Consider the following 25,561-nt stretch of genomic DNA (forward strand, 5'->3'; position numbering starts at 1 on the left):
TTAGGAATTCCGCCTGGCCTCGATCTGGGCGCGCAGTTCCCGGTGGCGGACCTCGTCGATCGGGAAATTCCAGAGCAGCGGGAAAGCGAGCAGCATGATCAAGGCGGGCAGCCAGCCGTAGATGTGCATTAGCGCCGAGATCGACGCCGGGCTGTGGCTTGCGGCATTCGGGGTGAAACCGAATAAGGCCGGAAAGCCGGTGCCCATCATCACGCCGAGCGCCACGGCCAGCTTGATCGCCATGCCCCAGAGCGCGAAAAACAGGCCGGTGCGTTGCTTGCCGGTGTCCAGCGTGTCCTGATCGATCACGTCGGCGGCGATCGAATTGGACAGGAAGAAAATGGCTGCGAAACTGCTGCCGCGCAGCATGATCAGGGTGCCGTAGAATGCGATGTCGCCGGCGCCGACCCAGGGAAAGGGCAGGCTCCAGAGTCCGACCCAGAGCGCCGCGAGAGTGACCGCCCGGTGCTTGCCGATCCGGTCCGAAAGCCGCAGCCACAGCGGCATCGCGGCCAGCGAGGCGACCGTTTCGCCGAGAATCAGCGGCGCGAACAGTTCGGGCCGGCCGATCACGTGTTTCAATACCAGTTTATGCAGGCTTGCCTGGATCATCAGGCCGGCCCCGAACAGTACGATCGCGATCGCGGTGCGGAGAAATGCCCTGTTTTTGCACACGGAAAGCAGCGCTGGCCAGCCGATCAAAATTTCCCCGGTCAATTTTTCGGACGGCGGTTCCGGCACCCGCCAGAGCGTGACCGCGACCAAGGGCGGCAGAGACAGGATCACCATCAGCGCGATGGCGCGCATTTCGCCGCTGCCGCCTTGATGTCCCGCCAGCCCCATCGCGGCCAGCACGGCGAGAAACAGACATTGGCCGGTGGCGCCGAAGCCTTCGCGCCAGGCGGCGATCCGGGAACGCTCCCGGTAGCCGGTCGACAGTTCGGCCCCCCAGGCCTTGTAAGGCAGGTCGAAGATCGAATAGCCGATCGACAGCAGGCTCGCCCAGACCATCAGGTAGAGCAGCGAGGCGTTTTGCAGCGGAACGAACAGCATCCAGGTGGCGATCATGATGACCGGCGTGCCGACCGCCAGCCAGGGCTTGCGCCGGCCCCAGCGGCTGTGCCAGCGGTCGCTGATCGTTCCGATCACGGGATCGGTCAGCACGTCGAAGATGCGCGAAACGGAGATCATCGCGCCGACGCCGGCCAAAGGCAGCCCCATTTCGCCGGCATAAAAGGCCGGGATGAACAACGCCATCGGCAGGGTCATCACCGCATCGGTCAGATGCGGCAAGGCGTACAGCATCATTGTCCGTCGGGACAAAGGCTCGGCGGCGGCCGGATCGGTGCGGTCGGGGCTCGTCAAGGCGTCGCTCCTCTTGTGGGGTGCAAGCGTTTGCTCGAATCCGCCCAGCCTAACATAGTTCCGTTAAACCGGACACCTCGCTTTGCCTGCCGGCGTGCGGCGGTTCACTGACTTTGAAATTTAAACAATAAAACCCGCTTCCTCAGTGGGTAAGAAATCAGCCAGATTCTTTTCTATCTTTACCAGCCAATACCTGTCACACGGCCTGCTGACTAACCAACAGGCAATCAACAAAAACTGCTGATAAACCAGCAGCATAAAAATATTTCAGAGGCTTGGGTTGGTCTATCGGATAGGGATTGAATTTTCAAGCCTATGAAAATAAATGACATTTCAATAAAAACCCGGTTAAAAAACAGATTGGCACGGAGTTTGATTAGTTATTGCAGTATTAGCCTGTAATGACGAGTTATATCGTGACAACACTTGTGACATCCACTTCGAATTTTTCTCACCCGACACCGGGCCCATTGTATGCCCGTATCCGGGATGAACTCCGTACCATGATCGTCAACGGCACTTACCAGCCGCATCAACGCTTACCGTCGGAGAGCGACTTGATCAAACGTTATGGCGTTAGCCGGATCACCGTGCGCCAGGCATTGGGGGAGTTGGAGAAAGAAGGTTTGCTGTTCAAGATTGCCGGCAAAGGCATGTTCGTTTCCAAGCCCAAACCTTTTCAAGACTTGGCGCGCTTGCAGGGTTTTGCCGAGGCGATGTCCAGGCAGGGTTATGAAGTGTACAACCGTGTGGTCGGGCTTGATTTTGCCGCCGGCAACGGCACGGCCGACTCGGACGAGCCAAGGCAGCGGCTCGATCTGGCGGAGCCCGAACGTATCGCCGAATTGAAGCGCGTTCGTTATTTGAATCGCGAACCGGTTTCCTACGACGTCAGTTACATGAGCGCAACATTGGGCGAACGGCTGGCCAAGGAGGATTTGCCAGGCCGCGATTTTTTTCTGATTTTCGAAAATCAATACGGCATTGCGCTCGGTTTCGCCGATTTGGCGATCGACGCCATACTGGCCGATAGCGAAATTGCCGAATTGCTGCAAATAGCCAAAGGCACTCCGATATTGCGCGTGGAGCGCCTTACCCATAGCCGGGACGGGCAGCCTTTGACTTTCGAATATCTTTATTGCCGGGCGGATAACTTTCAGTTTCGTTTGCGGATTGCGCGCTGAATGGACGACCGAATCATTTACCGACCCTTTTTATAGGGAATGCTGCATGTTGCATGCTAAAACTGGGATCGAACCTTTTACCGATGACTTTTATCGGGAATATTACCTGGCATCGGGACGGTTATTGACGAACAGAGGGCGCCTTGCCGCGAATGAAGAATACCGGGCCTCTCGGGATTTGCCGGCAGAAGCCAAAGCTAGCAAGACGCCAAATTCGCCAAGCTGTCCTATCAAAACCAGTGGCGGTATCGTTTCGGCCCCATGGCAGAATTTTGCCAACAGGGATTACGGCGGCGGCTACGTCGCGGTTTACAACAAGGAATGGCTGGCGGCCTACGGCAATGACGGCGAACAATAGCGTAGCGATTTTGGCTATATAACTCATGGGGAGCCATGTATGACTAAAAAATCTTTTCCGACATTGAATCGTTTGCTGCAAATGACCGTTATTTTGGTGGCCTTCATGAACGATAACGCCTTTGCCGACGGCGAAGCCTGGCCGAAGGAAATCACTCTCGGCTATCAAAAATACGGTCCGCTGATCATTCTCAAATCGACCGGCGAGCTGGAAAAACGCCTGCAAGACAAAGGTGTCAGCGTCAAATGGGCGGAGTTTCAGTTCGGCCCGCCGATGCTGGAAGCCTTGAACGCCAACAAGCTGGATTTTGCCGTCACCGGCGAAACGCCGCCGGTGTTCGCCCAGGCCGCCAAAGGTTCTCCTCTGGTTTACGTCGCCAACGAACCGGCCTCGCCGCAGGGCGAAGGTTTGGTTGTGAAAGCGGATTCCGAGATCAAAAGCGTCGTTGATTTAAAAGGTAAAAAAATCGCGACCGCCAAAGGCTCGAACGCGCACTATTTCCTGATTCAAGCGTTGGCGAAGGCCGGTTTGACGCTGAACGACATCGAGGTGGCTTATCTGGCGCCGGCCGATGCCAGGGCCGCGCTCGAACGCGGTGATGTCGCCGCCTGGTCGATTTGGGATTACTTTTATGCCGCCGCCGAAGTGCAATTGGCTACGCGGACGTTGACCGACGGCACAGGCATCGTCAACAACCATGCGTTCTATACCTCAAGGCGTGAATTCGTCGAAAAATACCCCGAATTGATCGAAATCGTGCTTGAGGCAGTGCGCAAAACCGATGCCTGGGTCAAGAATAATCCCGCCGAAGCCGCCGAAAAACTGGCCGTTCATGTCGGCGTCGACGCCAACATTCTCGAAAAAGCCCTGCGCCGCAGCAGCTACGGATCCGCGCATCTGACAGCGGAAGTCGTTGCCGCCCAACAAAAAATTGCCGATACCTTGCTGGATATCAAGCTATTGCCCAAGGTCATCGAAGTCGAGGATGCGGTGTGGCAGTCCAAGGACAAATAACCGCCCTATAGTCCGGCATGCATGCGCTTGAATGCCGGCGTTTCAAAAAGACGATCAAGGCTTATGCCCGCAGGAAAGCCGAAACAACCCTTCCGATTAGGAGCAAAAGTATCATGAAAATTTTCTGGTTTTTACCCACCCAAGGCGATGGGCGTTATTTAGGCGCCAGCAAACAGGCGCGTCCGGCGGACCACCCGTATTTGACGCAAATAGCCCGCGCGGTCGACGAACTGGGTTACGAAGGCGTGCTGATTCCGACCGGCCGCACCTGCGAAGACGCCTGGATCGTCGCTTCCTCGCTGGTCGCGCTGACCCAACGTCTGAAATTCCTGGTCGCGCTGCGTCCGGGCGTGCTGACGCCGGCGGGCGCGGCGCGCATGACCTCGACCCTGGATCGATTTTCCGGCGGCCGCTTGTTGTTGAACGTGGTGGTCGGCGGCGATTCCGCTGAATTGGCCGGTGACGGCATATTCCAATCCCATGACGACCGTTACCAATATGCCGAGGAATTTCTGCACATCTGGCGGGAACTGCTGGCTGGCAGAACCGTGGACTTCGAAGGCCGGCACACGCGGGTCGAAGGCGGAAAACTGCTGTTTCCGCCGGTGCAAAAGCCGCATCCGCCTTTGTATTTCGGCGGCTCGTCGGACGCCGCGCACGAATTTGCCGCCGGCGAAATGGATGCCTATCTGAGCTGGGGCGAGCCGCCGGCGCAAGTGGCGGAAAAGATCGCCGATGTCCGCCGACGCGCGGAGAACAAAGGCAGAATCCTGAAATTCGGTTTGCGCCTGCATATCATCGTCCGGGAAACCGACGAAGAAGCCTGGGCCGCCGCCGACGATTTGATCCAATACATCGACGATGAAGCGATCGCCAAAGCCCAGCAAGCCTTCAAACGCTCCGATTCCGTGGGTCAACGCAGGATGGCGGAACTGACCCGATGGGGCGCGTCGAGAAGCCGCGAAGCCTTGGAAGTATCGCCCAACCTGTGGGCCGGCGTCGGCCTGGTGCGCGGTGGCGCCGGCACGGCGCTGGTCGGTTCGCCGGAAACCGTGGCGGCAAGGCTTCGGGAATACGCCGAGTTGGGCATCGACAATTTTGTGTTGTCCGGCTACCCGCATCTCGAAGAAGCCTATCGCGTCGCCGAATTGCTGTTTCCGCTGTTGCCGGTCGACAGCAAAAAAGACAACGACAACGCCGTGATTTACATGAGTCCGGTCGGCGATACCGGCCATGTCGATGTGGCAACCCCATTGGCGGCGGTATCGTGAAAACCGGCGTTTCTTTGTCTCACTGGCTTGCAGGGCTATCGGGCTGGTTGTTGCCGGCTTTGTTGATCGCCGCTGGTTATCGCTGCCGAAAACGGTTGGCTGTCGTCGCAAATCCTGCCGGCGCCGATGGATATCGTCCGCGCCGCGATCGATTTGACGCTTTCGGGCGCACTGGCGGACAACATCGCCGCCAGCGCCGAACGCGCCGGCTGGGGCTTGCTGGCCGGCGGCAGCATCGGCTTTTTCTGGGCCTGTTCAACGGCCTGTTCCGGACCGCTGAACGGTTTCTGGACACCACGGTGCAAATGATCAGAAACGTGCCGCATCTGGCGTTGATTCCGCTGGTCATCATCTGGTTCGGGATCGGCGAAGCCGGCAAAGTGTTTCTGGTAACGTTGGGGGTGTTTTTCCCAATCTACGCCAACACCTATCACGGCATCAAAACCACCGATCCGCAACTGATCGAAATGGGCCGGGTGTACGGTTTGACGCCCTCAATTGTTCAGCCAGATCATTTTCCCCGGCGCCTTGCCTTCCATATTGGTGGGGCTGCGGTATTCGCTGGGCTTGATGTGGCTGACGCTGATCGTCGCCGAAACCATTGCCACCACCTCCGGCATCGGCCAGATGGCCATGAACGCCAGGGAATTCATGCAGACCGACGTCGTGGTATTGGCGATTCTGATCTACGCCTTGCTGGGCAAACTGGCCGATACCTCGGTGCATTTTCTGGAACGCCGCATTTTGCAATGGCATCCGGGATTTAAATGCTCTAGCCTTCTGCTGTGGGTGGCTGCACAGTCGGTTGGCCATCGACCCGGACGAATCGAACCTCGAGCCATCAAACGACGACCCAAACCTTATCCGCTACTGACAAAACCAAGACATGAAGCCAGGGAGGATATAAAAAAACAAAAGCATCCGAAAAAGATTAAATGAAATGAGAGAGATTAGGGTAAGAAACTGGATTTATTGAAGACGTTTAGGTGGTTAAGTAAGTGCCATTCGGGTCAGACTCGATTGATTTCGAACCGCATCGTTCGCAATTGATGCGGTTCTACGACCCTATGATCCTAATGGCCCTGATCTTTCTCTAACAGCGCATTGATTTTTTGCAACTGGGCAATTTGGATTTTTAGGTTTTCAATTTCACGTTGCAGGAGAGCAAGTTCTTTGTCTTTTAGTTCAATAATCAATTGCTGCTTGTCTAATTCGGCATTGGATGAGCCAATATAAACTTTACTTTGAAGGTGCTTATTATTTTGCTTACAAGCAAAGTTTACATTCAATGCCCCTTTTTCACTGAGATCCACTAATTCAGGCAACTGCACTTCAAAAATTTCAGCCAGTTTTGCGAGTTTCGATAATTTTATGTCGGAGTCGCCCCGCTCAATATCACCATAGCCGTTTTTAGACATTTCTAGCTTTTCCGCTACCTGTTCTTGGGTTAACTCTTTAGCTTCCCGCATTAATCTTATTTTGTCATTTACCGACATAAGTCGCTCCTACCGATAAAATACCTGTCTGGCTTGATTGTAACAGCTTTTGTGAGGACTTAGAATTGACAACACTTTAAAAAAAGCACCTAACCCTGTATTTGCCGTTCTTGTTTTCGGCGAAGCATTGATTTTTCAAGCCGGGTAGGGTGGATACCCGCAGAGTGTAAGTGCGACGATAATTCATACGCCCCGCTCGACCAAGAACGAGGCGCAGGTGCGTGATTTCCAGATGCACCAAACTAAGAAAGGTAATCAATGGATGATACTTCGGGATGAAGATCCAGGATAGTTCAGCGCTTCCATAAAGAATCGGGAAAAAAACGGTGCTTAGGCTTTTGGGGACCGGCAACAACCTTGCCGCTTCGTACTTACTGCTCCTTCTACTGGCATGCTTTCCGTCGGCATGGGCCGCGGACGCGGAGCGCGGCTTTCTCGGGGTCGCCGACGCCGTCTCGGTGAGCGCCAGCGGCGACCCGGCCGTTGTCGAGTCTTTGCAGTATCTTCAGACCACGGCCCAGAACCGGGGAACGGTGCGGGTCATCGTTGGCGTGCGGGCCGCCTTCGCGCCGGAAGGAAAGCTCAGCCCCGCCCAGGCCCAATTGCAGAAGAAGGAGATCGCCGACGCGCAATCGGCAGTGCTGGCCGCAACGCCCCTTCAGAGAAAAGGCAGCATCAAGCGGTTCAAGACCATCCCCTTTCTTGCCGTGGAGGTCGACTCGGATGAGTTGGCGCAGTTGGCCCATGATTATGACGTGACCAGCATTGAAGAAGACCGCCTCGCCTTTCCCACCCTGGCGGACAGCGTTCCCCTGATTGGCGGCACCGAGGCCTGGAACGCCGGGTATACGGGGCAGGGACAGACCGTCGCCGTCCTGGACACCGGGGTCGACAAGAATCATCCCTTCCTGGCCGGCAAAGTGGTTTCGGAAGCCTGTTATTCGACCACTTCCGCTCCACAGGCTGTGGTGTCCGTGTGTCCGGGCGGCGTCGCCGCTTCCACCGCCGTCGGCTCCGGGGTCAATTGTACTGGTGCCACGAATTGCGATCACGGTACCCATGTGGCGGGCATCGTGGCGGGCCGCGGGAGTAGTTTCTCGGGCGTGGCTCCGGACGCCCGAATCATTGCGGTGCAGGTCTTCTCTAAAGTCACCACACAAGATGCTTGCGGCGAGAAGCCTGCGCCATGCACGACGGCAACCTGGGGTGATATCTTGCAAGGACTCGAACGGGTCTTCGCGCTTCGGTCCAGTTACAACATCGCTGCAGTGAACATGAGCCTTGGAGGCGGGCAATACCTTAAGGAAACTCTGAATAAGTTCTGTTGCTGCGATAAAATATCCGCAGCCACCCTTATCGAGAGGACGCCGCAGATGAAACAACTCGGACTCAGTGCCCCGCTGTTCGTGAAGAAGCCGAAGCAGACCCGACGCCAACAATTCCTCCAGGAGATGGAACAGGTGGTACCGTGGGCGTTGTGGACGCGTCGGATTGCGCCGCACTATCCGATGGCGGGCCGAGGCCGGCGTCCCTTTGCTTTGGCGACGATGTTGCGTATCCACCTGATGCAGCAGTGGTTCGGCTATTCTGATCCGGCGATGGAGGAGGCCTTGCACGACATGCCCTTGTTGCGCGAATTTGCCGGGCTCGATGCCGGTGAAGAGGCGATGCCGGATGAGACGACGATCCTCAAGTTTCGGCGCCTGTTGGAACGCCATCAGTTGGCACAAACGCTGTTCGATGAAACGGCGGCATTGTTAGCCGACAAAGGCTTGTTGCTGCGGCAAGGGACGATCGTGGATGCCACCTTGATTGCCGCCCCGCCCTCGACCAAGAACCGCGATCGCAAACGGGATGGCGAGATGAGTTCCACCAAGAAAGGCAACAACTATCACTTTGGCATGAAAGCGCACATTGGGGTCGATGCCGCATCGGGGCTGGTGCACACCGTCGAGATCACTACTGCGAAAGTGGCGGACGGGGTGATGACCGATGCGTTGCTGCACGGCGATGAACAGGTCGTGCTGGGCGACCGGGCCTATACGCGCAAGGATCGCAATCTGGCGGCGGAACGTCAGGAAGGCGAGCCAGTCTGGGCTTTTCCGTTCAAGCGCCGGAAGGGCGAAGAGTTGCCGGCGGAGCAAGCCCTTTGCAACCGCATGTTGGCTTCGCTGCGGTCCGCGGTCGAACACCCGTTCCGGATCGTCAAGCGCCAATTCGGTTATACCAAAGTGCGCTACCGGGGACTTTTCAAGAACGCGCAGCAACTCTACTTGCTGTTTGCCCTCGGTAATCTTTACCACATCCGGCAGGCGTTGATGCCGGCCTAGAGGAGACGTCCGTCCTGCGTCCTGGAAACCCCGGGGGCGAAGGACGAAAACGGCCTCTCATAGGCCGCTTCTCGTCGAAAATCGGACGATTTTTCGGCCAGCCGCCCACGCCGATTGACCGGTTCTAGCGATAAAAGCTACTTAATCAGAGTTTCCTTAACCAAGCCTCTTGCGACGCCCAGAATTCTAGTGTCAAGACGATCATCGACAACCTGCGTTCGGTGGGCATCGCCACGGTGATTTCTTCGGGAAACGCATCCTACACGGACAGCATGGGCGCGCCGGGTTGTATCTCCACGGCTGTCAGCGTGGGCAGCACCAACAAGAACGACCAAGTATCCCAATTTTCCAACTCAGCCGGGTTCCTCAACCTGCTCGCACCCGGCGAAAATATCCGGTCTTCCATACTCGGCGACGGGTTTGCGAATTTCAACGGGACTTCCATGGCGGCTCCCCATGTGGCCGGCGCCTGGGCCTTGTTGAAACAGAAGACCCCCGGTCTTTCCGTCGCCGCTGCCCTGAATGCGCTGGCTTCCACCGGCCAGCCGGTCATGGATTATCGTAATGGAATCACCAAACCCCGCATCGACGTGGCGGGAGCCCTGGGGGTGGGCGGCGCTCCGAGCTTGGGTACTCCCACCGCATTGCCGTCCACCAACCTGACGGCCTCTGCTTTCACGGCTAACTGGACGCCGGTGAATGGCGCCGACGGCTATCGTTTGGACGTATCCCCGAATAGCGGCTTCACCAGCTACGTCGCCGGGTATCAGAACCTGGATGTAGGCAACGCCACCAGCCGCGCCGTCGGCGGCCTGAGCGCGAGCGCGGCCTACTACTACCGGGTGCGCGCCTACGGGGCCGCCGGAACCAGTGGAAACTCGAACACGGTCTCCGCGACTACCGCAGCCGCTGCCGGTCCTCAACCTTTGAGCAACGGCCAGGTGGTCGGCGGACTCTCCGGAACCGCCGGCTCGGAAAGCCATTTTTTCATCGATGTGCCCAGCGGCGCGAGCACCTTGCGGGTGCGGATGTCAGGCGGCACCGGGGACGCGGACCTCTACCTTCGGCGCAACGACCCGCCCGCCACCAGCGCCTACGACTGCCGCCCCTACCTGCCCCCCGGCCCCGATGAAGAATGCCTGGTCGCCAGCCCCCGGGCCGGCCGTTACTACATCATGCTGCAGGGCTACACGGCCTATTCCGGTGTCACCCTGACCGCCAGCTATGTCGCCGAAACCTCCATCGCCGTGCCCCCCGCGCCGACGGCTAATGTCGCCGGCAATCTCTCCGCCAACGGCTTTACCGCCAATTGGAGCGCGGCTGCCACAGCCGACGGCTACCGCTTGGATGTGGCCAGGGATAGCGGCTTTTGGACGTGGGAACCAATACCAGCCGCTCGGTGAGCGGGCTGACGGCGGGCACGACCTATTATTACCGGGTGCGGGCCTACAACGCCAACGGCAACAGCGGAAATTCCAACATCGTCACTGTGACGACCTCCTCATCCACCGCGCAGGGCTTGGCAAACGGCCAGGTGGTGACCGGTCTGTCGGGGGCCGCCGGTTCTGAGCGGCGCTATTACATCGATGTTCCGGCCGGGGCGACACGGCTGACCGTCACTCTTTCGGGAGGAGCGGGAGACGCGGATCTGTACTTGCGCTTTGACAGTCCACCGGCCAGGAGCGCCTACGGTTGCGGTTCCGAGAAGGCAGACAGCAACGAGGAATGCCTGGTGAGCAACCCTTCGGAGGGCCGCCATTACATCCTGGTGTATGGTTACAGGGATTATTCGGGCATCTCCATCAAGGCCGAGTACCTGGAATCGACGCCGGGTGCCCCCGAACCGTTGAACAACGGCGAGTTGCGGAGCAATCTCAATGGAACGGCGGGTTCCGAACGGCATTTCTATATTGATGTGCCAGCCGGGGCGACCGGTTTGAAGATTGAGATGGCGGGCGGCACGGGCGACGCGGACCTGTACGTTCGCTTTAGCTCCGCGCCCACCCTGGCCGAGTTCGATTGCCGTCCATACGTGCTCGGCAACGATGAGGAGTGCGAGGGGACTAATCCTCCGACGGGCCGCTATTACATCATGGTGCGCGGCGACAGTGCCTACGCCGGCGTCTCTCTCAAGGCCGAATACCGGGGCGTCGTACTACCGCCGGGTCCCGAGCCCTTGAGCAACGGCGAGCTGCGGAGCAATCTCGACGGAACGGCGGGTTCCGAACGGCATTTCTATATCGATGTGCCGGCCGGGGCGACCGGTTTGAAGATTGAGATGGCGGGCGGCACGGGCGACGCGGACTTGTACTTTCGCCTCGGCTCCGCTCCCACCTTGACCGAGTTCGACTGCCGTCCATTCAAATTCGGCAACAACGAGGTGTGCGAGGGGACCAATCCTGCGGCGGGCCGCTACTATATCATGGTGCGCGGCGACAGTGCCTACGCCGGCGTCTCTCTCAAGGCCGAATACCGGGGCGTCGCACCACCGCCGGGTTCCGAGCCCTTGAACAACGGCGAGCTGCGGGGTAATCTCGACGGAGCGGCGGGTTCCGAACGGCATTTCTATATCGATGTGCCGGCCGGGGCGACCGGTTTGAAGATTGAGATGGCGGACGGCACGGGCGACGCGGATTTGTACGTTCGCTTCGGCTCCGCGCCCACCCTGACCGAGTTCGATTGCCGTCCATACGTGCTCGGCAACGACGAAGAGTGCGAGGGGACTAATCCTGCGGCGGGCCGCTACTACATCCTGGTGCACGGTTACGAGAGCTATTCCGGACTCGCACTGTGGGCCGAGCACACGAGCACTCCGCCAGTCACAACCTATCCCCTCACTGTCGGAAAGACCGGCAACGGCATCGGCACGGTGACCAGTACCCCGGCAGGGATCGCCTGCGGGACCGACTGCGAGGAAAATTATAGCGCCGGTTCCACCGTGATCCTGATGGCCGATCCGGCCGCCGGTAGCACCTTCGCCGGCTGGGGTGGCGCCTGTTCGGGGACCTCTACCTGCAGCTTGACGATGACCGCTGCCAAGGCTGTGGTTGCCACCTTCAATCTGGCGCCGGCCACGCAGGCAGACTTGGTAGTCAGCCAAAGCGACAACCCCGACCCGGCGACGGTCGACAGCGACCTGGTCTACACGGTGACCATAAATAATCTCGGCACCTCGATCGCGACCGGTTTGGTGCTGACCGATACCGTGCCAACCGGCGTGGCGGGCGTGCGCTGCACGAATTGCGGCACCTGTACATTCAGCAATTCGGTGTTGAACTGCCCGCTGCAAGATTTGGCCGCCGGCGCAAGCCATACTTGGCGCTTGACCGTGACGCCAAAGTCGGCGGGTTCGCTGACCAACCAAGTCAACATCGCCAGCGCGACGCCGGACCCGAACATGGCGAACAACGCGGCGAGCGAAATGACTACGGTCAATCCAAAGCGTGTGCCCGGCAGCGTGGATCATGACTTTGCCGTGACCGAAATCAAGGCGCCGGCAAAAATCAAACTGAAACCGTTCGCAGCCGTCGCGAAGACGGTCAAGGTGACGTTGCAAAACCGCAGTCGCCACATCGAAACAATCACCGGTGCGGCAATGCTAGCGGAATTGGTCGATCTGCACGTGGATTCGCTGGGCGAGTGTCTATCTCCTCAGGTCGAATTGATCACGGCCCCGCTGCTGAAGCGCCTGCCGATACGCTTGCGGCCGAAACAGAAATTGACGGTCGGGTATAAAGTTACCTTCGATTGTACGAACGATCCCATCGCTACCACGAAAAAGAATCCGGGCCATGACGATTACCGCTATTCGGCGCGGGTCGATCACCACGCGATCGACGGTAACCCGGATGCGCACCCCGACGACGATGTCTGTCCGCGCAGCGTGGCCGCGCCTTACTTCGACAATTTTCCCAACGATTCGATTAAAGAGAAAGGATGCGGCCGCAAGCTTGGCAAAGGGTTGTTGGGCGGTGAGATTATCACGGACTTGCGCGTCCCGATTAGATAACCGGATTCAAAGCGCTGCGGGTTTTAGAACCTGTCCCTAGCCTGGTAGTCGGGCCCGCTTTATCGTTACCCGACGTTTAGGTGGTGATCACGCTCCGTTATTGCGGCAATCTGAAATCGCTGCACACGGTACCGCGGGGCTTACAGAGCAAATCCCCCCTTTTTTCCAAAGGGGGGATGTCGCTAGCATATCGCTCTCTTTTCAAAAAGGGACGTCGTTTGGGCTATTGTTGAAGCGACTCCTGCCCTCGCCCCTTCGACAATGCCGATTCCCGCCTTTGAAAAAGGAATGCCGCTTTCCCTTTTTGAAAAAAAGGGGGCCGGGGGGATTTTATATAGGCTGGCTCTTAATCCGTATTTGAACAAACGCCCTACAAGCACTCCAGTCGCCAAACGCCCCATGCATCGCCTTGCCGGACTACTTTGAAGCAGGTTTCCCGTTCGGGCCGGTCTTTATCCTTGCCGGACGTTTTTCCCTTAATAATTGTCCAATTTCAAACTGAATCCCTGCCCGCCGGTTGTCCGGTTCGCCGGACCGTATGGTCTTCGATCACGATCAGCTGCTGTTTATAAAGCGCGCCGATCGCCTGTTTGAAGGCTTTTTTGCTGGTGCCGAAGGCCGCGTAAATCGCTTCCGGCGGGCTTTTGTCGCCAAGTTCCAGGACGCCGCCGTGTTTGTCCAGTTCTGCCAGGATCCGGTCGGCCAAGGGATCGATCTTGCCGTAGCCGGGTTCGTTCAGAGTCAGGTCGAGCTTGTGGTCGTCGCGGACTTTTTTGATGTAGCCGGTCAGCTTCTGGCCCTTGCGGAGCGGGCGGAAGAGCTCGTTTTGATACAGCATGCCCCAGTGGGTGTTGTCCACGATCGCTTTGACGCCCAGTTCGGTAGGGTCCGCGATCAGCAGGGCGACTTGCTGGCCGGCTTTGAACTCCGGTCCTTCATCCGATAGAAAACGGTCGAGTTTGGTCGTTGCGGCAATCCGCCCTTTGACGTCTTCGTACAGTTTGACCAGATAAGACCGGCCGGGCTTCATTTCGGCGATCTGTTCGCTGAACGGCACCAGGAGGTCCTTCGGGATGCCCCAGTCCAGAAACGCGCCGTAATAATTGACCGCGGCGACTTTCAGCCAGGCGATGTCGCCGACTTCGGCCAAAGGTTTTTGCAGGGTCGCCGCCAGATGGCCTTCGCCGTCGATATACACGAAAGCGGGAACGCTGTCGCCGACCTGACAGGCCTTGGACGGCTTTTTGTCCGCCAGCAGCACCATCGGCGAGCCGGGCAGGCCGAGGTAAATGTTCGGGCCTTGAATTTTGACGACCTTGAGTGAGTTGGTTTTGCCGATGTTGATCATGGAATGGGAGATAGTTGAATGGAGCGTTCGATCGAATCCGCAGCTTCTTTTGGCTTGAATTGGCAGGATCAAGTGTTTGATGCGCGCAGGAGTAAATTGCAATTCAGCAGCATACCAGATGGCCTTCCAATGGCTCATTAAGAAAAATAAAAAACACTAAAATAATCATTGCCAGCAGTGATCCCAGCAAGACCGAAAAATATAATTTTGCATTATTTGTGAGCTTCCATGCCGCGATGGCGCCAAGCAGCGGGATTGCCGGGGCGACCCATATGAAGGCTTGCGAGGTCATTACCCGAATACTCCAGGGAAGAGTCATTTCCCATTCCGCGAGCACGGGGAGTTCGGAATGGAGAGTATTCAAATATCCGTTTAAAGAGTAAAGATACAGACTTCCCGATACGGTCAGGCCGTAAAGCGTCAATCGGGAAATCCGTATCGGCAATTTCATTGTTTCGCCTAATGAGTGATCAGAAACCTTACTGCGTCCAGTTTCAGCTCGGCCGATTCGATATTGTCGTGCGCGAGCAGGGTCATTTCCTTCAGGTGTTCGATCTCCTCGGGCTTGATCGACGGATTGACTTTTTGCAGACGCATCATCCGTTTGATCTCTTCGGCCAGCGAGCCGAGCATTTCTTGGGCCGCATGCTGAACGAGCGCGTGTTTGTCGCTTTGGGCGCGTTGTTCGGCAACGCCGAGCATTTGCGTCAGATGATGGCGCTGGTTGTTGATGAACGCGACGATTTTACCCTTGTCGAAGGTGATGCCGGCATCGATCAGGTCGTCATAATCGACGGTATCGGTCAGGTCCTGCTTGTTCTGGCCGATCAGCACGCGGATCGGCGTGGGCGGCAGGAAGCGGCCGATCTGCAGTTCGGGCGGCGCGCTGCATTCGGCCACGAACAGGCATTCGAGCAGGAATTGCCCTGCCTTCAGGTCCGGATGCCTGACCACGTTGATCGAGGCATTGCCGGTTTCGCTGGAAATGACCAGGTCCATTGCACCCAGCACCATCGGGTGCTCCATCGTCAAAAACTGGAAATCTTCGCGGGCCAGCGCAATCGACCGGTTGATCGTGGCCGTCATGCCGTCTTCCGACAGGCTCGGAAAGTGCGAGATGCGCAGATGGTCGCCCGGTTTGACGATGAAGCAATCGGGCGAATGGAATTCGGTATCCACGCCGTAGCTGTCGAACACGTCTTCCATGTATTGCCAGAGATGGCTTTCCCGTTCGTAGCGCTGCAGCGCGTCGATGTATTTGTCGGCGATGTCTTTGCGGCAGGAGTTCAGTTCGAGTAATTGATCGCGGCCCTGATGCAGTTCGGCCTCGATCGCGGCGCTGCGCTCGCGGGTTTTGGCGATGAAGCCGTCGAGTAAATCGAAGTCGCGCGCGGCCAGCAGGGCATCCAGCTCTGCCGCGAGTTCGTCCGCGACGTGCTGGGCGGCCGAGTTGTTATGGCGGAACGCGTTCAAGCCTTCGTCGTACCAGCGGAACAGCAGTTCCTGTTCGCTGCCGCGCAGGTACGGCACATGGATGCCGATGATGTGTTTCTGGCCGATCCGGTCGAGGCGGCCGATCCGTTGCTGCAGCAAATCGGGGTTGACGGGCAGGTCCCACAGGATCAATTGGTGCACGAACTGGAAATTGCGGCCTTCGCTGCCGATTTCGGAGCAGATCAACAGGCGGGCCGAGCTTTCCTGGTCGGCGAAATAGGCGGCTGCACGGTCGCGTTCGATGATCGTCATCCCTTCGTGAAAGACCGCGGCGGCGATGCCGGTCCGGTTCCTCAGCGTTTGTTCCAGGTCGATCGCGGTTTGCGCTTTTTTGCAGATCAACAGCGCCTTGTCGCCGCCGAAGCGTTTGATGGTATCGACCAGCCAGCCAAAGCGCGGGTCCTGTTCGGGATCGTCCCGGTTTTCCCGGCCTTCCAGCACGTAGCCGTAGCGTTCGCGGTCGGGGAAACCCTGCACCGTATGCCGGGAGTTGCGGAACAGGATGCGGCCGGTGCCGTGGTGGTCGAGCAGTACGTTGATCAATTGCGCGCGCGCATGCGCGGATTTTTCCGGATTGTTCAGGTTTTTCAACAGGCCTTCGACATTGTCGTCCTTGACCAGCGCCCGCAGGGCCGCGGCGGCTTCATCGGTCAATGTCTCTTCGGCCAGCAGCGCGCGCGCCGCATTGGCGACCGGCTCGAAGTGCTTCTCGTCTTCCAGGTAACGGCTGTAGCTGTAGAAGCGGTCCGGATCGAGCAGCCGCAGGCGGGCGAAGTGGCTCTCCTTGCCCAGTTGCTCGGGCGTTGCGGTCAGCAGAATCAGGCTCGGCGTTTGCAGGCCGAGCTGTTCGACGAACAGGTATTCGGGGCTCGGATTGGCTTCGCTCCATTCCAGATGGTGCGCCTCGTCGACGATCGCCATGTCCCAGCCCGCTTCCAGCGCCTGCTTCCGCCGGTTCGGATAGCGGCTGAAAAACGACTGGCTGCACAGCACCAGTTGTTCGTTCACGAACACGTTTTCGTTTTCAAGAGGTTCCTCGTCGAACTCTTCGTCGGCGAGCTCGTTTTCCAGGTTGACGTTGCGGCAGCGCTCCTCGTCGACGATGCTGAAGCGCAGATTGAAGCGGCGCAGCATTTCGACCAGCCATTGGTGCAGCAGCGTCTCGGGTACGATGATCAAAATACGGACGGAGAGCCCGTTGATCAGCCTATGGTGCAGGATCATCCCGGCTTCGATCGTCTTGCCGAGGCCGACTTCGTCCGCGAGCATGATCCGCGGCGCGAGCCGGTTCGCGCATTCGTGGGCGATATAGATTTGGTGTGCGATCAGGCTGGTGCGTCCGCCCATCAGGCCCTTGACCGGCGACTGATGGTGTTCGCGCAGCCGCCGCCAGGTATCGTAGCGCAGCGAAAACCAGGACGGCGGATCGAACTGGCCGGTGAACAGGCGGTCCTGGGGGTTGTTGAATTGAATGTGGTGGTTCAGTTCCATTTCTTCCATGCGGACTTCCTTGCCTGCCTTGTTTCTGCCGATATAGGTAATGACGCCGTTATTTTCGGATACGGACTGCACGGTGATTTTGGAGCCGTCGATGGCTTCGATCGTCTCTCCGGGTGAAAATTTGACGCGGGTCAGCGGGGCGTTATCGCGCGCATAGATTCTTTTCTCGCCGGTTGCCAGGAACAACACCGTGACCCGGTTGTAGGCCGCTTCGAGAATCAGCCCGAGTCCCAATTCCGATTCGGTATTGCTGATCCAACGTTGTCCCGGAATGAAGTTTTCCATTGATCGATTCGCTCGTCTTAAGATGTGAAGAAAGGCAGCTATTATAAGCGCTGTCGGGAAAAATATAGGGGGGAAATCATCCTGGAAGGCGGATCAAGTAGCCGGAGATATTCCGCTGCGCAATCGGGCCGCCAATATCCGCATGTTAAGCCTCCGTTCAGATCATGCGGCTTATAATGGATAACATCATCATTTTAAACTTTGATAACGACTGATCTTTTAACTGACATTCCGAAACGGCTATGAAAAAAATACTGACCTTAATCCCGACCTTTGCGGTGGCCCTGAGCTTTGCAGGCGCTGCCGAAGCTTCCGGCGGCCATCACGGCAAGGCCAAAGGGCATTACAAGCATAGGCATGGGCACCGGGACGAGGTGGTGCATTATTATGTGCCGGTAGCGCCGCCCGCGCCTGCACATTACTATCCGGCACCCGTTCCGGCGCCGCAGTCTTATCGGCAGCCCGAGCCGGACCTCCGCTCCACGGCTGGATTGGCGGGCAGTGTGGTCGGCAGCGCGCTGGGCTATCAGGTCGGCAACGGCCATCCGCTGGCGGCCGGCGTCGGCGCGGCGGCCGGTTCCCTGATCGGTAACGAAATCGGCAGATAAGCCGGTGGACGAAGCGGATTCATTGAATCGCTCCGCTTTTTCGTCTTGTTCCTTGACCTTGTCAAATTATTTTTTTCGTTAAGGAAGCATTCAGTTAAATCATGGATAATGCAACCAACGAAAATTTTAACCGTTATTTTTTAAATAGTTGATACATCATGGAGAACGATTTTATGAAAAAGTCATTGTTATTCATTTCCCTGGCTGTGTCGGCCATGATGTTGCCGGGTGCAGCATTCGCGGATCGGTGGGGCCATCATCACGGACATGGTTACGGCTGGGGACATCGCCCCCATTATCATGGCCATTACTATCCTGCCCCGGTCGTGAATCATTATTATCCGCAGCCGGTGGTAAGCTACATGGCCCCTCCGCCGGCCGTGGTTTATCCTGTGCCGGCAGCTGTCCCTGTTCCTGTCCCTGCTCCGGTGCCTTACTATTCCGGCGGCGGCCGTCCTTCCACAAACGGCTTGGCGGGCGGTGTGATCGGCGGCGTGATGGGTTACCAGTTGGGTAGGGGCGACCCGCTGGCGGCCGGTATCGGTGCCGCGGCCGGTTCATTTTTGGGTAACGGAATCGGCGGCTACTAACTCACTTACGCTTGACTCGTCTACAACGGGTCCTTTTTTCAAGTTTCTCAAGCAGTCATCAAGACCTTTTGCCGGCCCGGCCGGCAGGTCTTGAGTTTTTCCTTCCGCATTCCGGTCCGCGGGCCGCATAGTCAAACGGGTGAATTGCATTACACTTAAACCGTGTCGTTTATTTTTTAACCGGTTTAAAGTGGTGCCATGGTCCTTTTTCTCCGTATTGCAATTTTTCTCTCTGTTTTCTCGGCCGTGGGCTGCGCCAGGACGTATCAGGCCCGTTACGTCGAGACCAGCAACTTTCTGAACGATTATTCGATTTTGGAGGAGGATCGGGACGACGATGCGTTGCTGAGCTATTGGAAGGAAGGCGCCGACTGGTCGCATTACAAAAAAATCATCGTCGATCCGGTCCTGATTCGGAAGACCCTGGATTCCGGATTGAACGACCGCCCCCAGATCGAAAGCAGCCGCCTGAAAGAATTGCTGGAATACCGGGTGCGTGAAGCCTTGAAGAAGGATTTTAAATTGGTTACCCGTCCGGGGCCGGATACGATCCGGGTCCAGTTGGCGATTACCGATGCCGAGACTTCGACCTTGTTCTTGGACCAGCTCACGACCTTGTATCCTTCGGCGCGCGTGTCGTCGCTGCTGAAGCGGCTGGCGTTCGGCACCGAATCGTTCGTTGGCCAGGCCAGCATCGAGAGAAAAGTGACCGATTCGACGACCGGGGAGTTGTTGATGGCCTCGGCCGATTGCCGGGCTGGAGGAAAAACGCTGGTTGGTTCGTTCAACGATTGGGATGATGTCGAACAGGCTTATGTGTATTGGGCTCAACAGTTGAGCTACCAGCTTTGCCAAAAGGCCGGGAATCCCGAGTGCCGGGAGCCGGAGTAGCACGATAATAGGCGGGAGGGGAGAAGCTTTAGTTGTGCCCGCCCCGTCCAAAGCTTCCCGAAGCGCGTCGAATTTCCCTTGCCGGTAAAATTTTTCGATTATTCCGTATCGAGATCGCTCAGGAACATATCCTGAATCAGATTCCTCTCGCCGCGGGTCAGTTTGAAACGCGCATATTGGGTGCCCGGCGGCAAAGTTTCATGCTCCTGCTTTGTGTTGGGCAGCGGTTTTCTGCGGTCCTTCAGGCGCCTTTCCGCTTTGCGCCGGTTGAGTTTGGCGAATGCCGATTCGCTTTCCTGTCTTTCGGCGGCGGTGAATCGACTGGGCGAGCTGCGGCGGTCACTGTTCGGACGCGTATCGGTCGCGCGCCGGACATGTTTTCGTAAGTTAATGATATTCATTGTAATAGTAACCTCTATCGTTGACGGCGGAATGGAGATCCAAAATGCTACGATTCCCGTTTCTCCATACCATCAAAATATATAACAAGATCCGCCTTTCCTCTACCTTATAGTCTGTAAGTTTTTGTATTCTAATATTTCTTGATTTCAGAGCGAAGCGGCCAGTCGCCGCAGCGCGTCGCCGCCGTTGTTGAACAGCGGCCAGCCGTCCCCGGGTAAAACGGTTTTGATGTCGGGCAGGGCGGCCAGGCGTTTGACCGAGGCGACCGCCTGGCTTTTATCCTGCAGTTTGTCGTCCGGCAGCAGGCACAATTCTCCGCCGACATGGCAGCGGATCAGGTCGCCGGTGATCAGGGTTTCGTCTTCGAGCAGCAGCGCCAATTCGCCGGGCGTTTTCGAACCGGCCAGGCCGTACACGGTCAACCCGGGCACGATTTCTTCATTTCCGTCGAGCCAGACGTCGCAGGAAAACGGAATCAGATCCTTGTCCCCGGCCGGTCCGTAGAGCTTGGCGCCGTATTCCTGGGCCATCAGCCAGCCGGCGCGGACGTGATCGAAATTAGTGATCACCACAAACTTGGCACCGCCCAGGGCCTGCAAGTGTTTGCGGTCGTGCGCGGACAACGGCAGCGGGTCGATCGCAACATTGCCTTGGGGGTGAACCCACAGCACACTGTGGAAGTCCAGGTTGCGTTCTTCATTGAAAACCGACCAGCCGAATAAATCTTTACGATGTAATTGTTTCATGGTTGCGCTTCCGGAAGGTGGGAGGGTAAAAAATCATTGTTCGCTTCTGTCGTGCTGCAGGCGCCGCTTTTCGGTTTGAGCCAGAACGGCCAGGCGCGCGGCCTCGGTCATTTGCGTCCAGCCGGTGATTTCGTCGAGGGTGCGAAAGCAGCCCAGGCAGAGGTTGTTCCGGTCGAGACAACAGCATCTGACACAGGGGGAAGCCGGCGGTTCCTGGGAAAAATTCATCGGGTTTCGCTGTAAGAAAGGGTGCGGCATCAGCGGTGCAGAATCAATTCCAAAACCAGCTTGCTGCCGAAATAGGCGAGCAGCAGCGATAGAAAACCGCACAGGGTCAACTTGATCGCGGTCCGTCCGCGCCAGCCGTAGCGGATGCGTCCGAGGATCAGTCCGGAAAAGATGATCCAGGCCAGAATCGACAGCACCGTCTTGTGTGCGAGATGCTGCGCGAACAGATCTTTTATAAAGATAAAACCGCTGATCAGCGAGATCGTCAAAAAGAACAGGCCAACGCTGAGCATCTGGAACAGCAGCGCTTCCATCGTCTGCAGCGGGGGCAGGGATTGAATGAAACGTTTCGGCGGATGGCTATGCAATTGCCGATCCTGAATCGCCAGCAATATTGCCTGCAGCGCGGCGATGTTCAGCAGGCTGTACGCGACGATCGAAGTCAGGACGTGCGTGCTCATTTGCCAGTTATGGATGTGCAGCGGATGGGGCTTTTCGGTCGAAACCAAATCCAGCCCGAGCATCAGGGCGGCGATAGGGAACAGGATCACGCCGAGTTTTTCGACCGGTTTGTTCAATGCCGCAGTCAACAGCAGCAGGGATACGATCATCGAAACCAGCGAGGCGGTGCTGAAAAAACTGAAATTAAATCCCTGGTATTGCTGGAAATTGGCCCCGATATACGCAAAGTGCGCGGCGGCGCCGATCCAGCCGGGCGACAGCGGCGCTTTTTCGCTTCTGTGCTTATGGAAATGGCGGGCGATCAACAGCGCATTGCAGACATATGCGCCGATGGATAGAAGAGCAAGCTGAAGTGTGGTCATTCAACGGTTTCGCGGCTGAAAATGGGTCCGATTCGAATCGATTAGGCGGTTTTGAAAGCGTTGGCGTCCGCCTCGGCTTCTGGAAAATCGGTGAAGATTACAGGACTGCTCAAGGTATGGTAGTATAGCCTGTTAATGTGTCCTGATCCTAGCCCATTATGTGCGGGGGCCAGTTTTCCCAGTTACCAGTAAGTTTACGCCATGTTTGATAATTTAACCGACCGATTAAGCGATACTCTCAAAAAACTGAAAGGCCAGGGCCGCCTGACCGAGGACAACATCAAGGATACCCTGCGCGAAGTACGTATGGCCTTGCTGGAAGCCGATGTCGCCTTGCCTGTGGTGACCGATTTTATCGAACGCGTCAAAACCGGCGCCCTGGGCCAGACCGTGCAAAGCAGCCTGACGCCGGGCCAGTCGATGATCAAACTGGTGCAGTCCGAACTGGTCAAGGTGATGGGCGAGCGCAACGAGGCGCTGAACCTGCGCACCAACCCGCCCGCGATCGTGCTGATGGCGGGCTTGCAGGGTGCCGGTAAGACCACCACCGTCGCCAAACTGGGCCGCTGGCTGAAAACGAACCAGAAGAAAAAGGTCGGCGTGGTGAGTGCCGACGTTTATCGTCCGGCCGCAATCAAGCAGTTGGAAACGCTGGCGCAGGATTTGGAACTCATGTTTTTCCCGAGCGATCCGAGCCAAAAACCGGTCGATATCGCCAACGCCGCGATCGACGCCGCGAAGCGCAAGTTTCTGGATGTGCTGATTATCGATACCGCGGGCCGCCTGCACATCGATGACGAGATGATGGCCGAAATCAAGGAACTGCATGCGGCGGCCAAGCCGATCGAAACCTTGTTCGTGGTCGACAGCATGACCGGTCAGGACGCAGCCAATACCGCCAAGGCGTTCAACGAGGCGCTGCCATTGACCGGCGTGATTTTAACCAAAGCCGACGGCGACGCGCGCGGCGGTGCGGCATTGTCGATCCGACATATTACCGGCAAGCCGATCAAATTCATCGGTGTCGGCGAAAAGGCAGAGGCGCTCGAACCTTTCCATCCCGACCGGGTCGCTTCGCGGATTCTCGGCATGGGCGACATGCTCAGTCTGATCGAGGAGATCGAACAGAAAGTCGACAAGGAAAAAGCGCAGAAGCTGGTCCGCAAGATTCAAAAGGGCAAGAGTTTCGACCTGGAAGACTTCCGCCAGCAACTGATCGAAATGCAGAACATGGGCGGCGTCGGCACGATGCTGGACAAACTGCCGGGCATGAGCAGCGTACCGCGGGAAGTCCGGGAGAAGGTCAACGACAAGGAACTGGCTCGCCAGATCGCGGTGATCAATTCGATGACCCCGCAGGAGCGCCGCTTCCCCGACCTGATCAAAGGCAACCGCAAAAAACGGATCGCGGACGGCTGCGGCCAGGATCTGAACGCGGTGAACCGGATGCTGAAGCAGTTCATGATGATGGAAAAGATGATGAAGAAACTGAAAGCCGGCGGCAACATGGCGAACATGATCCGCGGCATCAAGAGCAACGTACGCGGACTGCGGCGCTGAGCTTTGTGCTTGAAAGCCCTTTCCCTTTGCGGGAAAGGGCAGGGTGAGGACGATCAAAAGCCGCTGACGGCGGCAGTATTGATTTTAAGAAATTTCCGAATAATTCCTCTCCTTCCGGATAATGCCGTTAATTTAAGAAATAAAGATACTGTAGGGTGGATAAGCGTAGCGTATCCACCACGCTAATGCCGGATGCGTGAGCTACGCTTATCCGGCCTGCGGTTTTCTTGACTTAACGGCATTGCCCTTGGATGAGAGCGTTTCCCGGACTTTCAGAGTTTTCTTAAATCCCTTCCCTCAAGCCCTCTCGCAGGATAAATAGTCAGGTTAGAAGGCATGTCGGCTACTCTGAAGGGCATAAAGAGCGTACTGGATGATCTGCCTATAACCGGCGCCGTCGATCCCTATTCGACATTTCACCCAAGATCCACAAACCGAATTTTGAGCCTATTCCGCACTTTACATATCGCTAAAATCGCGTAGAATAGGCGGATTAATTTTTTTGAATTAAATGTTTCGAGGAAAACTTTAATGGTTACCATTCGCCTTACCAGAACCGGCGCGAAAAATCGTCCTTTTTATCATGTCATCGTCGCCGACAGCAGAAGCGGCCGCGACGGTCGCTACATCGAGCGCGTCGGCTTCTTCAATCCTCTGGCGCGCGGCAACGAAGTCAGATTGCGCCTGGACAGCGAGCGTGTCGAATACTGGAAATCGCACGGCGCGCAACCTTCCGATCGCGTTGCAAGACTGATTAAAGACGCTGCGAAAGCGTCGGCCTAATCCGGGTTGATCAAGGAACGCGATAACACCGTCTGTGTCGGCAAAATCTCCGGCGTTTTCGGTGTCAAAGGCTGGCTGAAGATTTTTTCCTATACCAGCCCGAAGGAAAACATCCTGAGTTACTCGCCTTGGTTATTGGTAAAAAAGGGCGAGATGAAGACGGTCGAGATCACTGACGGCCATCTGCAGGGTAGCGGCGTGATTGCCCATATCAAGGGCGTGAGCGATCGCAGTCAGGCGGAAACCCTGCTCGGCTACGAGATTTTTATCCGCCGAGAGCAACTGCCCAAGACGTCCGAAGGCGAGTATTACTGGTCCGATTTGATCGGGCTGGAAGTGGTGACGACCGAAGGCGTGGTATTGGGCATCGTCGACAGCCTGCTCGAAACCGGCGCGAACGACGTACTAATCGTGAAAGGCGAGCGCGAGCGTGCGGTGCCGTTCATTCAGGGACGGACAATCGTGAAGGTCGACACCGATGCCGGTCGGATCGTGGCCGATTGGGATCCCGAGTTTTAAATCGGCGGCATGCGTTTCGATGTCGTCTCGATTTTCCCGGAAATGGTGGCCGGCGCCGCACACTACGGGGTTACCGGCAGGGCGATCGAGCGGCGGCTCGTCAGCCTGAACCTGTGGAATCCCAGGGATTATACCGAAGACCGCCACCGGACCGTCGACGACCGGCCCTACGGCGGCGGACCGGGCATGGTGATGAAATATCCGCCCCTGCACGATGCGGTGGCGGCGGCGAAAGCGGCGGGCTCAGGCCCCGCCAAAGTGGTCTACTTAAGTCCTCAAGGCAGGTTATTGACCCAGGAAATGTTGGCCGAGGCCAGCCGACTCAGTCAATTGATTCTTGTCGCAGGGCGTTATGAAGGCGTCGACGAGCGCTTCGTCGAACTCGATTGCGACGAGGAATGGTCGCTGGGCGACTACGTAATCAGCGGCGGCGAACTGGCTGCCTTGATCGTGATCGACGGGGTAACGCGGCTGTTGCCCGGCGTGCTCGGCGACGAAGCCTCCGCGGAGCAGGATTCGCACCGGAACGGCTTGTTGGATTGCCCGCACTATACCCGGCCCGAGCATCTGGACGGCCATCCGGTGCCGAAGGTGTTGCTGGGCGGCAATCATGCCGAAATCGAGCGCTGGCGAATGAAACAGGCGCTCGGCAGAACATGGCTAAGACGCCCGGACTTACTGGAAAAAATGCATCTGAGCCCGGATCAGCAAGCCCTGCTGAATGAATTTAAAATTGAACTTGATGTTTATTAGGTG

Annotated in this window: 24 protein-coding genes and 5 pseudogenes; 20 read left to right on the forward strand and 9 right to left on the reverse strand. The window is 57.2% G+C overall.

All coding sequences use genetic code 11. The features are described from left to right. On the reverse strand, window positions 1-1,365 hold the full coding sequence (locus CC94_RS0111855; RefSeq protein ID WP_005370035.1) for an MFS transporter: 1,365 nt from the start codon (window positions 1,363-1,365) through the stop codon (window positions 1-3). Window positions 1,366-1,766: 401 nt separating this feature from the next. Here CC94_RS0111855 and CC94_RS0111865 point away from each other — a divergent pair, with 401 nt between their 5' ends. The 7 genes and pseudogenes from CC94_RS0111865 to CC94_RS25510 all read left to right on the forward strand — a co-directional run. Then, window positions 1,767-2,549, forward strand: a complete 783-nt coding sequence (locus CC94_RS0111865; RefSeq protein WP_005370037.1) for a GntR family transcriptional regulator — start codon at window positions 1,767-1,769, stop codon at window positions 2,547-2,549. A gap of 46 nt (window positions 2,550-2,595) precedes the next feature. After that, window positions 2,596-2,907: a hypothetical protein gene (locus CC94_RS0111870; RefSeq protein WP_031430995.1), complete on the forward strand. Its 312-nt coding sequence runs from the start codon at window positions 2,596-2,598 to the stop codon at window positions 2,905-2,907. 39 nt (window positions 2,908-2,946) lie between these two features. After that, window positions 2,947-3,921: a sulfonate ABC transporter substrate-binding protein gene (locus CC94_RS0111875; protein WP_036303954.1), complete on the forward strand. Its 975-nt coding sequence runs from the start codon at window positions 2,947-2,949 to the stop codon at window positions 3,919-3,921. Window positions 3,922-4,034: 113 nt separating this feature from the next. After that, window positions 4,035-5,192: an FMNH2-dependent alkanesulfonate monooxygenase gene (gene ssuD / locus CC94_RS0111880; protein ID WP_036304426.1), complete on the forward strand. Its 1,158-nt coding sequence runs from the start codon at window positions 4,035-4,037 to the stop codon at window positions 5,190-5,192. Between the two features lie 126 nt (window positions 5,193-5,318). Beyond that, window positions 5,319-5,501 (forward strand): hypothetical protein, encoded by a 183-nt coding sequence (locus CC94_RS24305; RefSeq protein ID WP_213069551.1) that lies wholly within the window; start codon window positions 5,319-5,321, stop codon window positions 5,499-5,501. After that, window positions 5,492-5,876 (forward strand): annotated as a pseudogene (locus tag CC94_RS25260) (ABC transporter permease subunit); the annotation flags it as partial. The gene CC94_RS24305 and the pseudogene CC94_RS25260, both read left to right, overlap by 10 nt. Before the next feature lie 81 nt (window positions 5,877-5,957). Further along, window positions 5,958-6,131: pseudogene (locus CC94_RS25510) on the forward strand (IS4 family transposase); the annotation flags it as partial. 134 nt (window positions 6,132-6,265) lie between these two features. Here the strand turns inward: CC94_RS25510 and CC94_RS0111890 are convergent. Next, window positions 6,266-6,688 (reverse strand): helix-turn-helix domain-containing protein, encoded by a 423-nt coding sequence (locus tag CC94_RS0111890; protein WP_005370045.1) that lies wholly within the window; start codon window positions 6,686-6,688, stop codon window positions 6,266-6,268. Between the two features lie 166 nt (window positions 6,689-6,854). On the opposite strand from CC94_RS0111890, the pseudogene CC94_RS23760 reads away from it, so the two are divergent. From CC94_RS23760 to CC94_RS22375, 6 genes and pseudogenes are all read left to right on the forward strand, one after another. Further along, window positions 6,855-6,950, forward strand: a pseudogene (locus CC94_RS23760) (IS5/IS1182 family transposase); the annotation flags it as partial. Between the two features lie 493 nt (window positions 6,951-7,443). Then, a pseudogene (locus CC94_RS24745) lies at window positions 7,444-7,842 on the forward strand (S8 family serine peptidase); the annotation flags it as partial. Window positions 7,843-8,061: 219 nt separating this feature from the next. Further along, complete coding sequence (locus tag CC94_RS24750) at window positions 8,062-9,018, forward strand: IS5 family transposase (protein WP_031429660.1); 957 nt, start codon at window positions 8,062-8,064, stop codon at window positions 9,016-9,018. Between the two features lie 176 nt (window positions 9,019-9,194). After that, a pseudogene (locus tag CC94_RS25265) lies at window positions 9,195-9,530 on the forward strand (S8 family peptidase); the annotation flags it as partial. A 39-nt stretch (window positions 9,531-9,569) separates the two neighbouring features. Then, on the forward strand, window positions 9,570-10,421 hold the full coding sequence (locus CC94_RS24320; RefSeq protein ID WP_342666539.1) for a pre-peptidase C-terminal domain-containing protein: 852 nt from the start codon (window positions 9,570-9,572) through the stop codon (window positions 10,419-10,421). Then, window positions 10,394-13,027 carry a pre-peptidase C-terminal domain-containing protein gene (locus CC94_RS22375; protein ID WP_031431003.1) on the forward strand — a complete coding sequence of 878 codons (2,634 nt, stop codon included), beginning with the start codon at window positions 10,394-10,396 and terminating at the stop codon, window positions 13,025-13,027. Before CC94_RS24320 ends, CC94_RS22375 begins: the two co-directional genes overlap by 28 nt. A gap of 493 nt (window positions 13,028-13,520) precedes the next feature. Here CC94_RS22375 and CC94_RS0111910 read toward each other — a convergent pair whose 3' ends face one another. The 3 genes from CC94_RS0111910 to rapA all read right to left on the reverse strand — a co-directional run bounded on the left by CC94_RS0111910 (window position 13,521) and on the right by rapA (window position 17,654). Further along, window positions 13,521-14,375 carry a CvfB family protein gene (locus CC94_RS0111910; RefSeq protein ID WP_005370053.1) on the reverse strand — a complete coding sequence of 285 codons (855 nt, stop codon included), beginning with the start codon at window positions 14,373-14,375 and terminating at the stop codon, window positions 13,521-13,523. Window positions 14,376-14,478: 103 nt separating this feature from the next. Next, on the reverse strand, window positions 14,479-14,826 hold the full coding sequence (locus CC94_RS0111915) for a hypothetical protein (protein WP_005370055.1): 348 nt from the start codon (window positions 14,824-14,826) through the stop codon (window positions 14,479-14,481). A gap of 8 nt (window positions 14,827-14,834) precedes the next feature. After that, window positions 14,835-17,654, reverse strand: a complete 2,820-nt coding sequence (rapA, locus tag CC94_RS0111920; RefSeq protein ID WP_031431006.1) for an RNA polymerase-associated protein RapA — start codon at window positions 17,652-17,654, stop codon at window positions 14,835-14,837. A 242-nt stretch (window positions 17,655-17,896) separates the two neighbouring features. Here rapA and CC94_RS0111925 point away from each other — a divergent pair, with 242 nt between their 5' ends. The 3 genes from CC94_RS0111925 to CC94_RS0111935 all read left to right on the forward strand — a co-directional run bounded on the left by CC94_RS0111925 (window position 17,897) and on the right by CC94_RS0111935 (window position 19,743). After that, a complete protein-coding gene (locus CC94_RS0111925; RefSeq protein ID WP_005370058.1) occupies window positions 17,897-18,262 on the forward strand; it encodes a glycine zipper 2TM domain-containing protein in 366 nt (121 codons plus the stop codon). Between the two features lie 173 nt (window positions 18,263-18,435). Further along, window positions 18,436-18,852 carry a hypothetical protein gene (locus CC94_RS0111930; RefSeq protein WP_005370061.1) on the forward strand — a complete coding sequence of 139 codons (417 nt, stop codon included), beginning with the start codon at window positions 18,436-18,438 and terminating at the stop codon, window positions 18,850-18,852. 198 nt (window positions 18,853-19,050) lie between these two features. Further along, window positions 19,051-19,743 (forward strand): DUF3313 domain-containing protein, encoded by a 693-nt coding sequence (locus CC94_RS0111935; RefSeq protein WP_005370062.1) that lies wholly within the window; start codon window positions 19,051-19,053, stop codon window positions 19,741-19,743. Window positions 19,744-19,841: 98 nt separating this feature from the next. Here the strand turns inward: CC94_RS0111935 and CC94_RS0111940 are convergent, their stop codons facing one another. The 4 genes from CC94_RS0111940 to CC94_RS0111955 form a co-directional block, all read right to left on the reverse strand. Then, window positions 19,842-20,144 carry a hypothetical protein gene (locus CC94_RS0111940; RefSeq protein ID WP_005370067.1) on the reverse strand — a complete coding sequence of 101 codons (303 nt, stop codon included), beginning with the start codon at window positions 20,142-20,144 and terminating at the stop codon, window positions 19,842-19,844. 147 nt (window positions 20,145-20,291) lie between these two features. Further along, complete coding sequence (locus tag CC94_RS0111945) at window positions 20,292-20,891, reverse strand: MBL fold metallo-hydrolase (RefSeq protein ID WP_005370075.1); 600 nt, start codon at window positions 20,889-20,891, stop codon at window positions 20,292-20,294. A 33-nt stretch (window positions 20,892-20,924) separates the two neighbouring features. Next, window positions 20,925-21,119 carry a DUF1289 domain-containing protein gene (locus CC94_RS0111950; RefSeq protein WP_031431008.1) on the reverse strand — a complete coding sequence of 65 codons (195 nt, stop codon included), beginning with the start codon at window positions 21,117-21,119 and terminating at the stop codon, window positions 20,925-20,927. 29 nt (window positions 21,120-21,148) lie between these two features. Next, entirely contained in the window at window positions 21,149-21,943 is a 795-nt protein-coding gene (locus tag CC94_RS0111955) for a cytochrome C assembly family protein (protein WP_005370078.1), read from the reverse strand. Between the two features lie 201 nt (window positions 21,944-22,144). Between CC94_RS0111955 and ffh the strand changes: the two genes are divergently transcribed. The 4 genes from ffh (at window position 22,145) to trmD (ending at window position 25,558) form a co-directional block, all read left to right on the forward strand. Further along, window positions 22,145-23,503 (forward strand): signal recognition particle protein, encoded by a 1,359-nt coding sequence (gene ffh / locus CC94_RS0111960; RefSeq protein ID WP_005370079.1) that lies wholly within the window; start codon window positions 22,145-22,147, stop codon window positions 23,501-23,503. A 531-nt stretch (window positions 23,504-24,034) separates the two neighbouring features. Next, window positions 24,035-24,286 (forward strand): 30S ribosomal protein S16, encoded by a 252-nt coding sequence (gene rpsP, locus CC94_RS0111965; RefSeq protein ID WP_005370081.1) that lies wholly within the window; start codon window positions 24,035-24,037, stop codon window positions 24,284-24,286. A gap of 6 nt (window positions 24,287-24,292) precedes the next feature. Next, window positions 24,293-24,805, forward strand: a complete 513-nt coding sequence (rimM, locus tag CC94_RS0111970; RefSeq protein WP_005370083.1) for a ribosome maturation factor RimM — start codon at window positions 24,293-24,295, stop codon at window positions 24,803-24,805. A gap of 9 nt (window positions 24,806-24,814) precedes the next feature. Then, on the forward strand, window positions 24,815-25,558 hold the full coding sequence (gene trmD / locus CC94_RS0111975) for a tRNA (guanosine(37)-N1)-methyltransferase TrmD (RefSeq protein ID WP_005370085.1): 744 nt from the start codon (window positions 24,815-24,817) through the stop codon (window positions 25,556-25,558). Window positions 25,559-25,561: the final 3 nt, after the last annotated feature.

Source organism: Methylomicrobium agile, assembly GCF_000733855.1.
GTDB lineage: Bacteria > Pseudomonadota > Gammaproteobacteria > Methylococcales > Methylomonadaceae > Methylomicrobium > Methylomicrobium agile.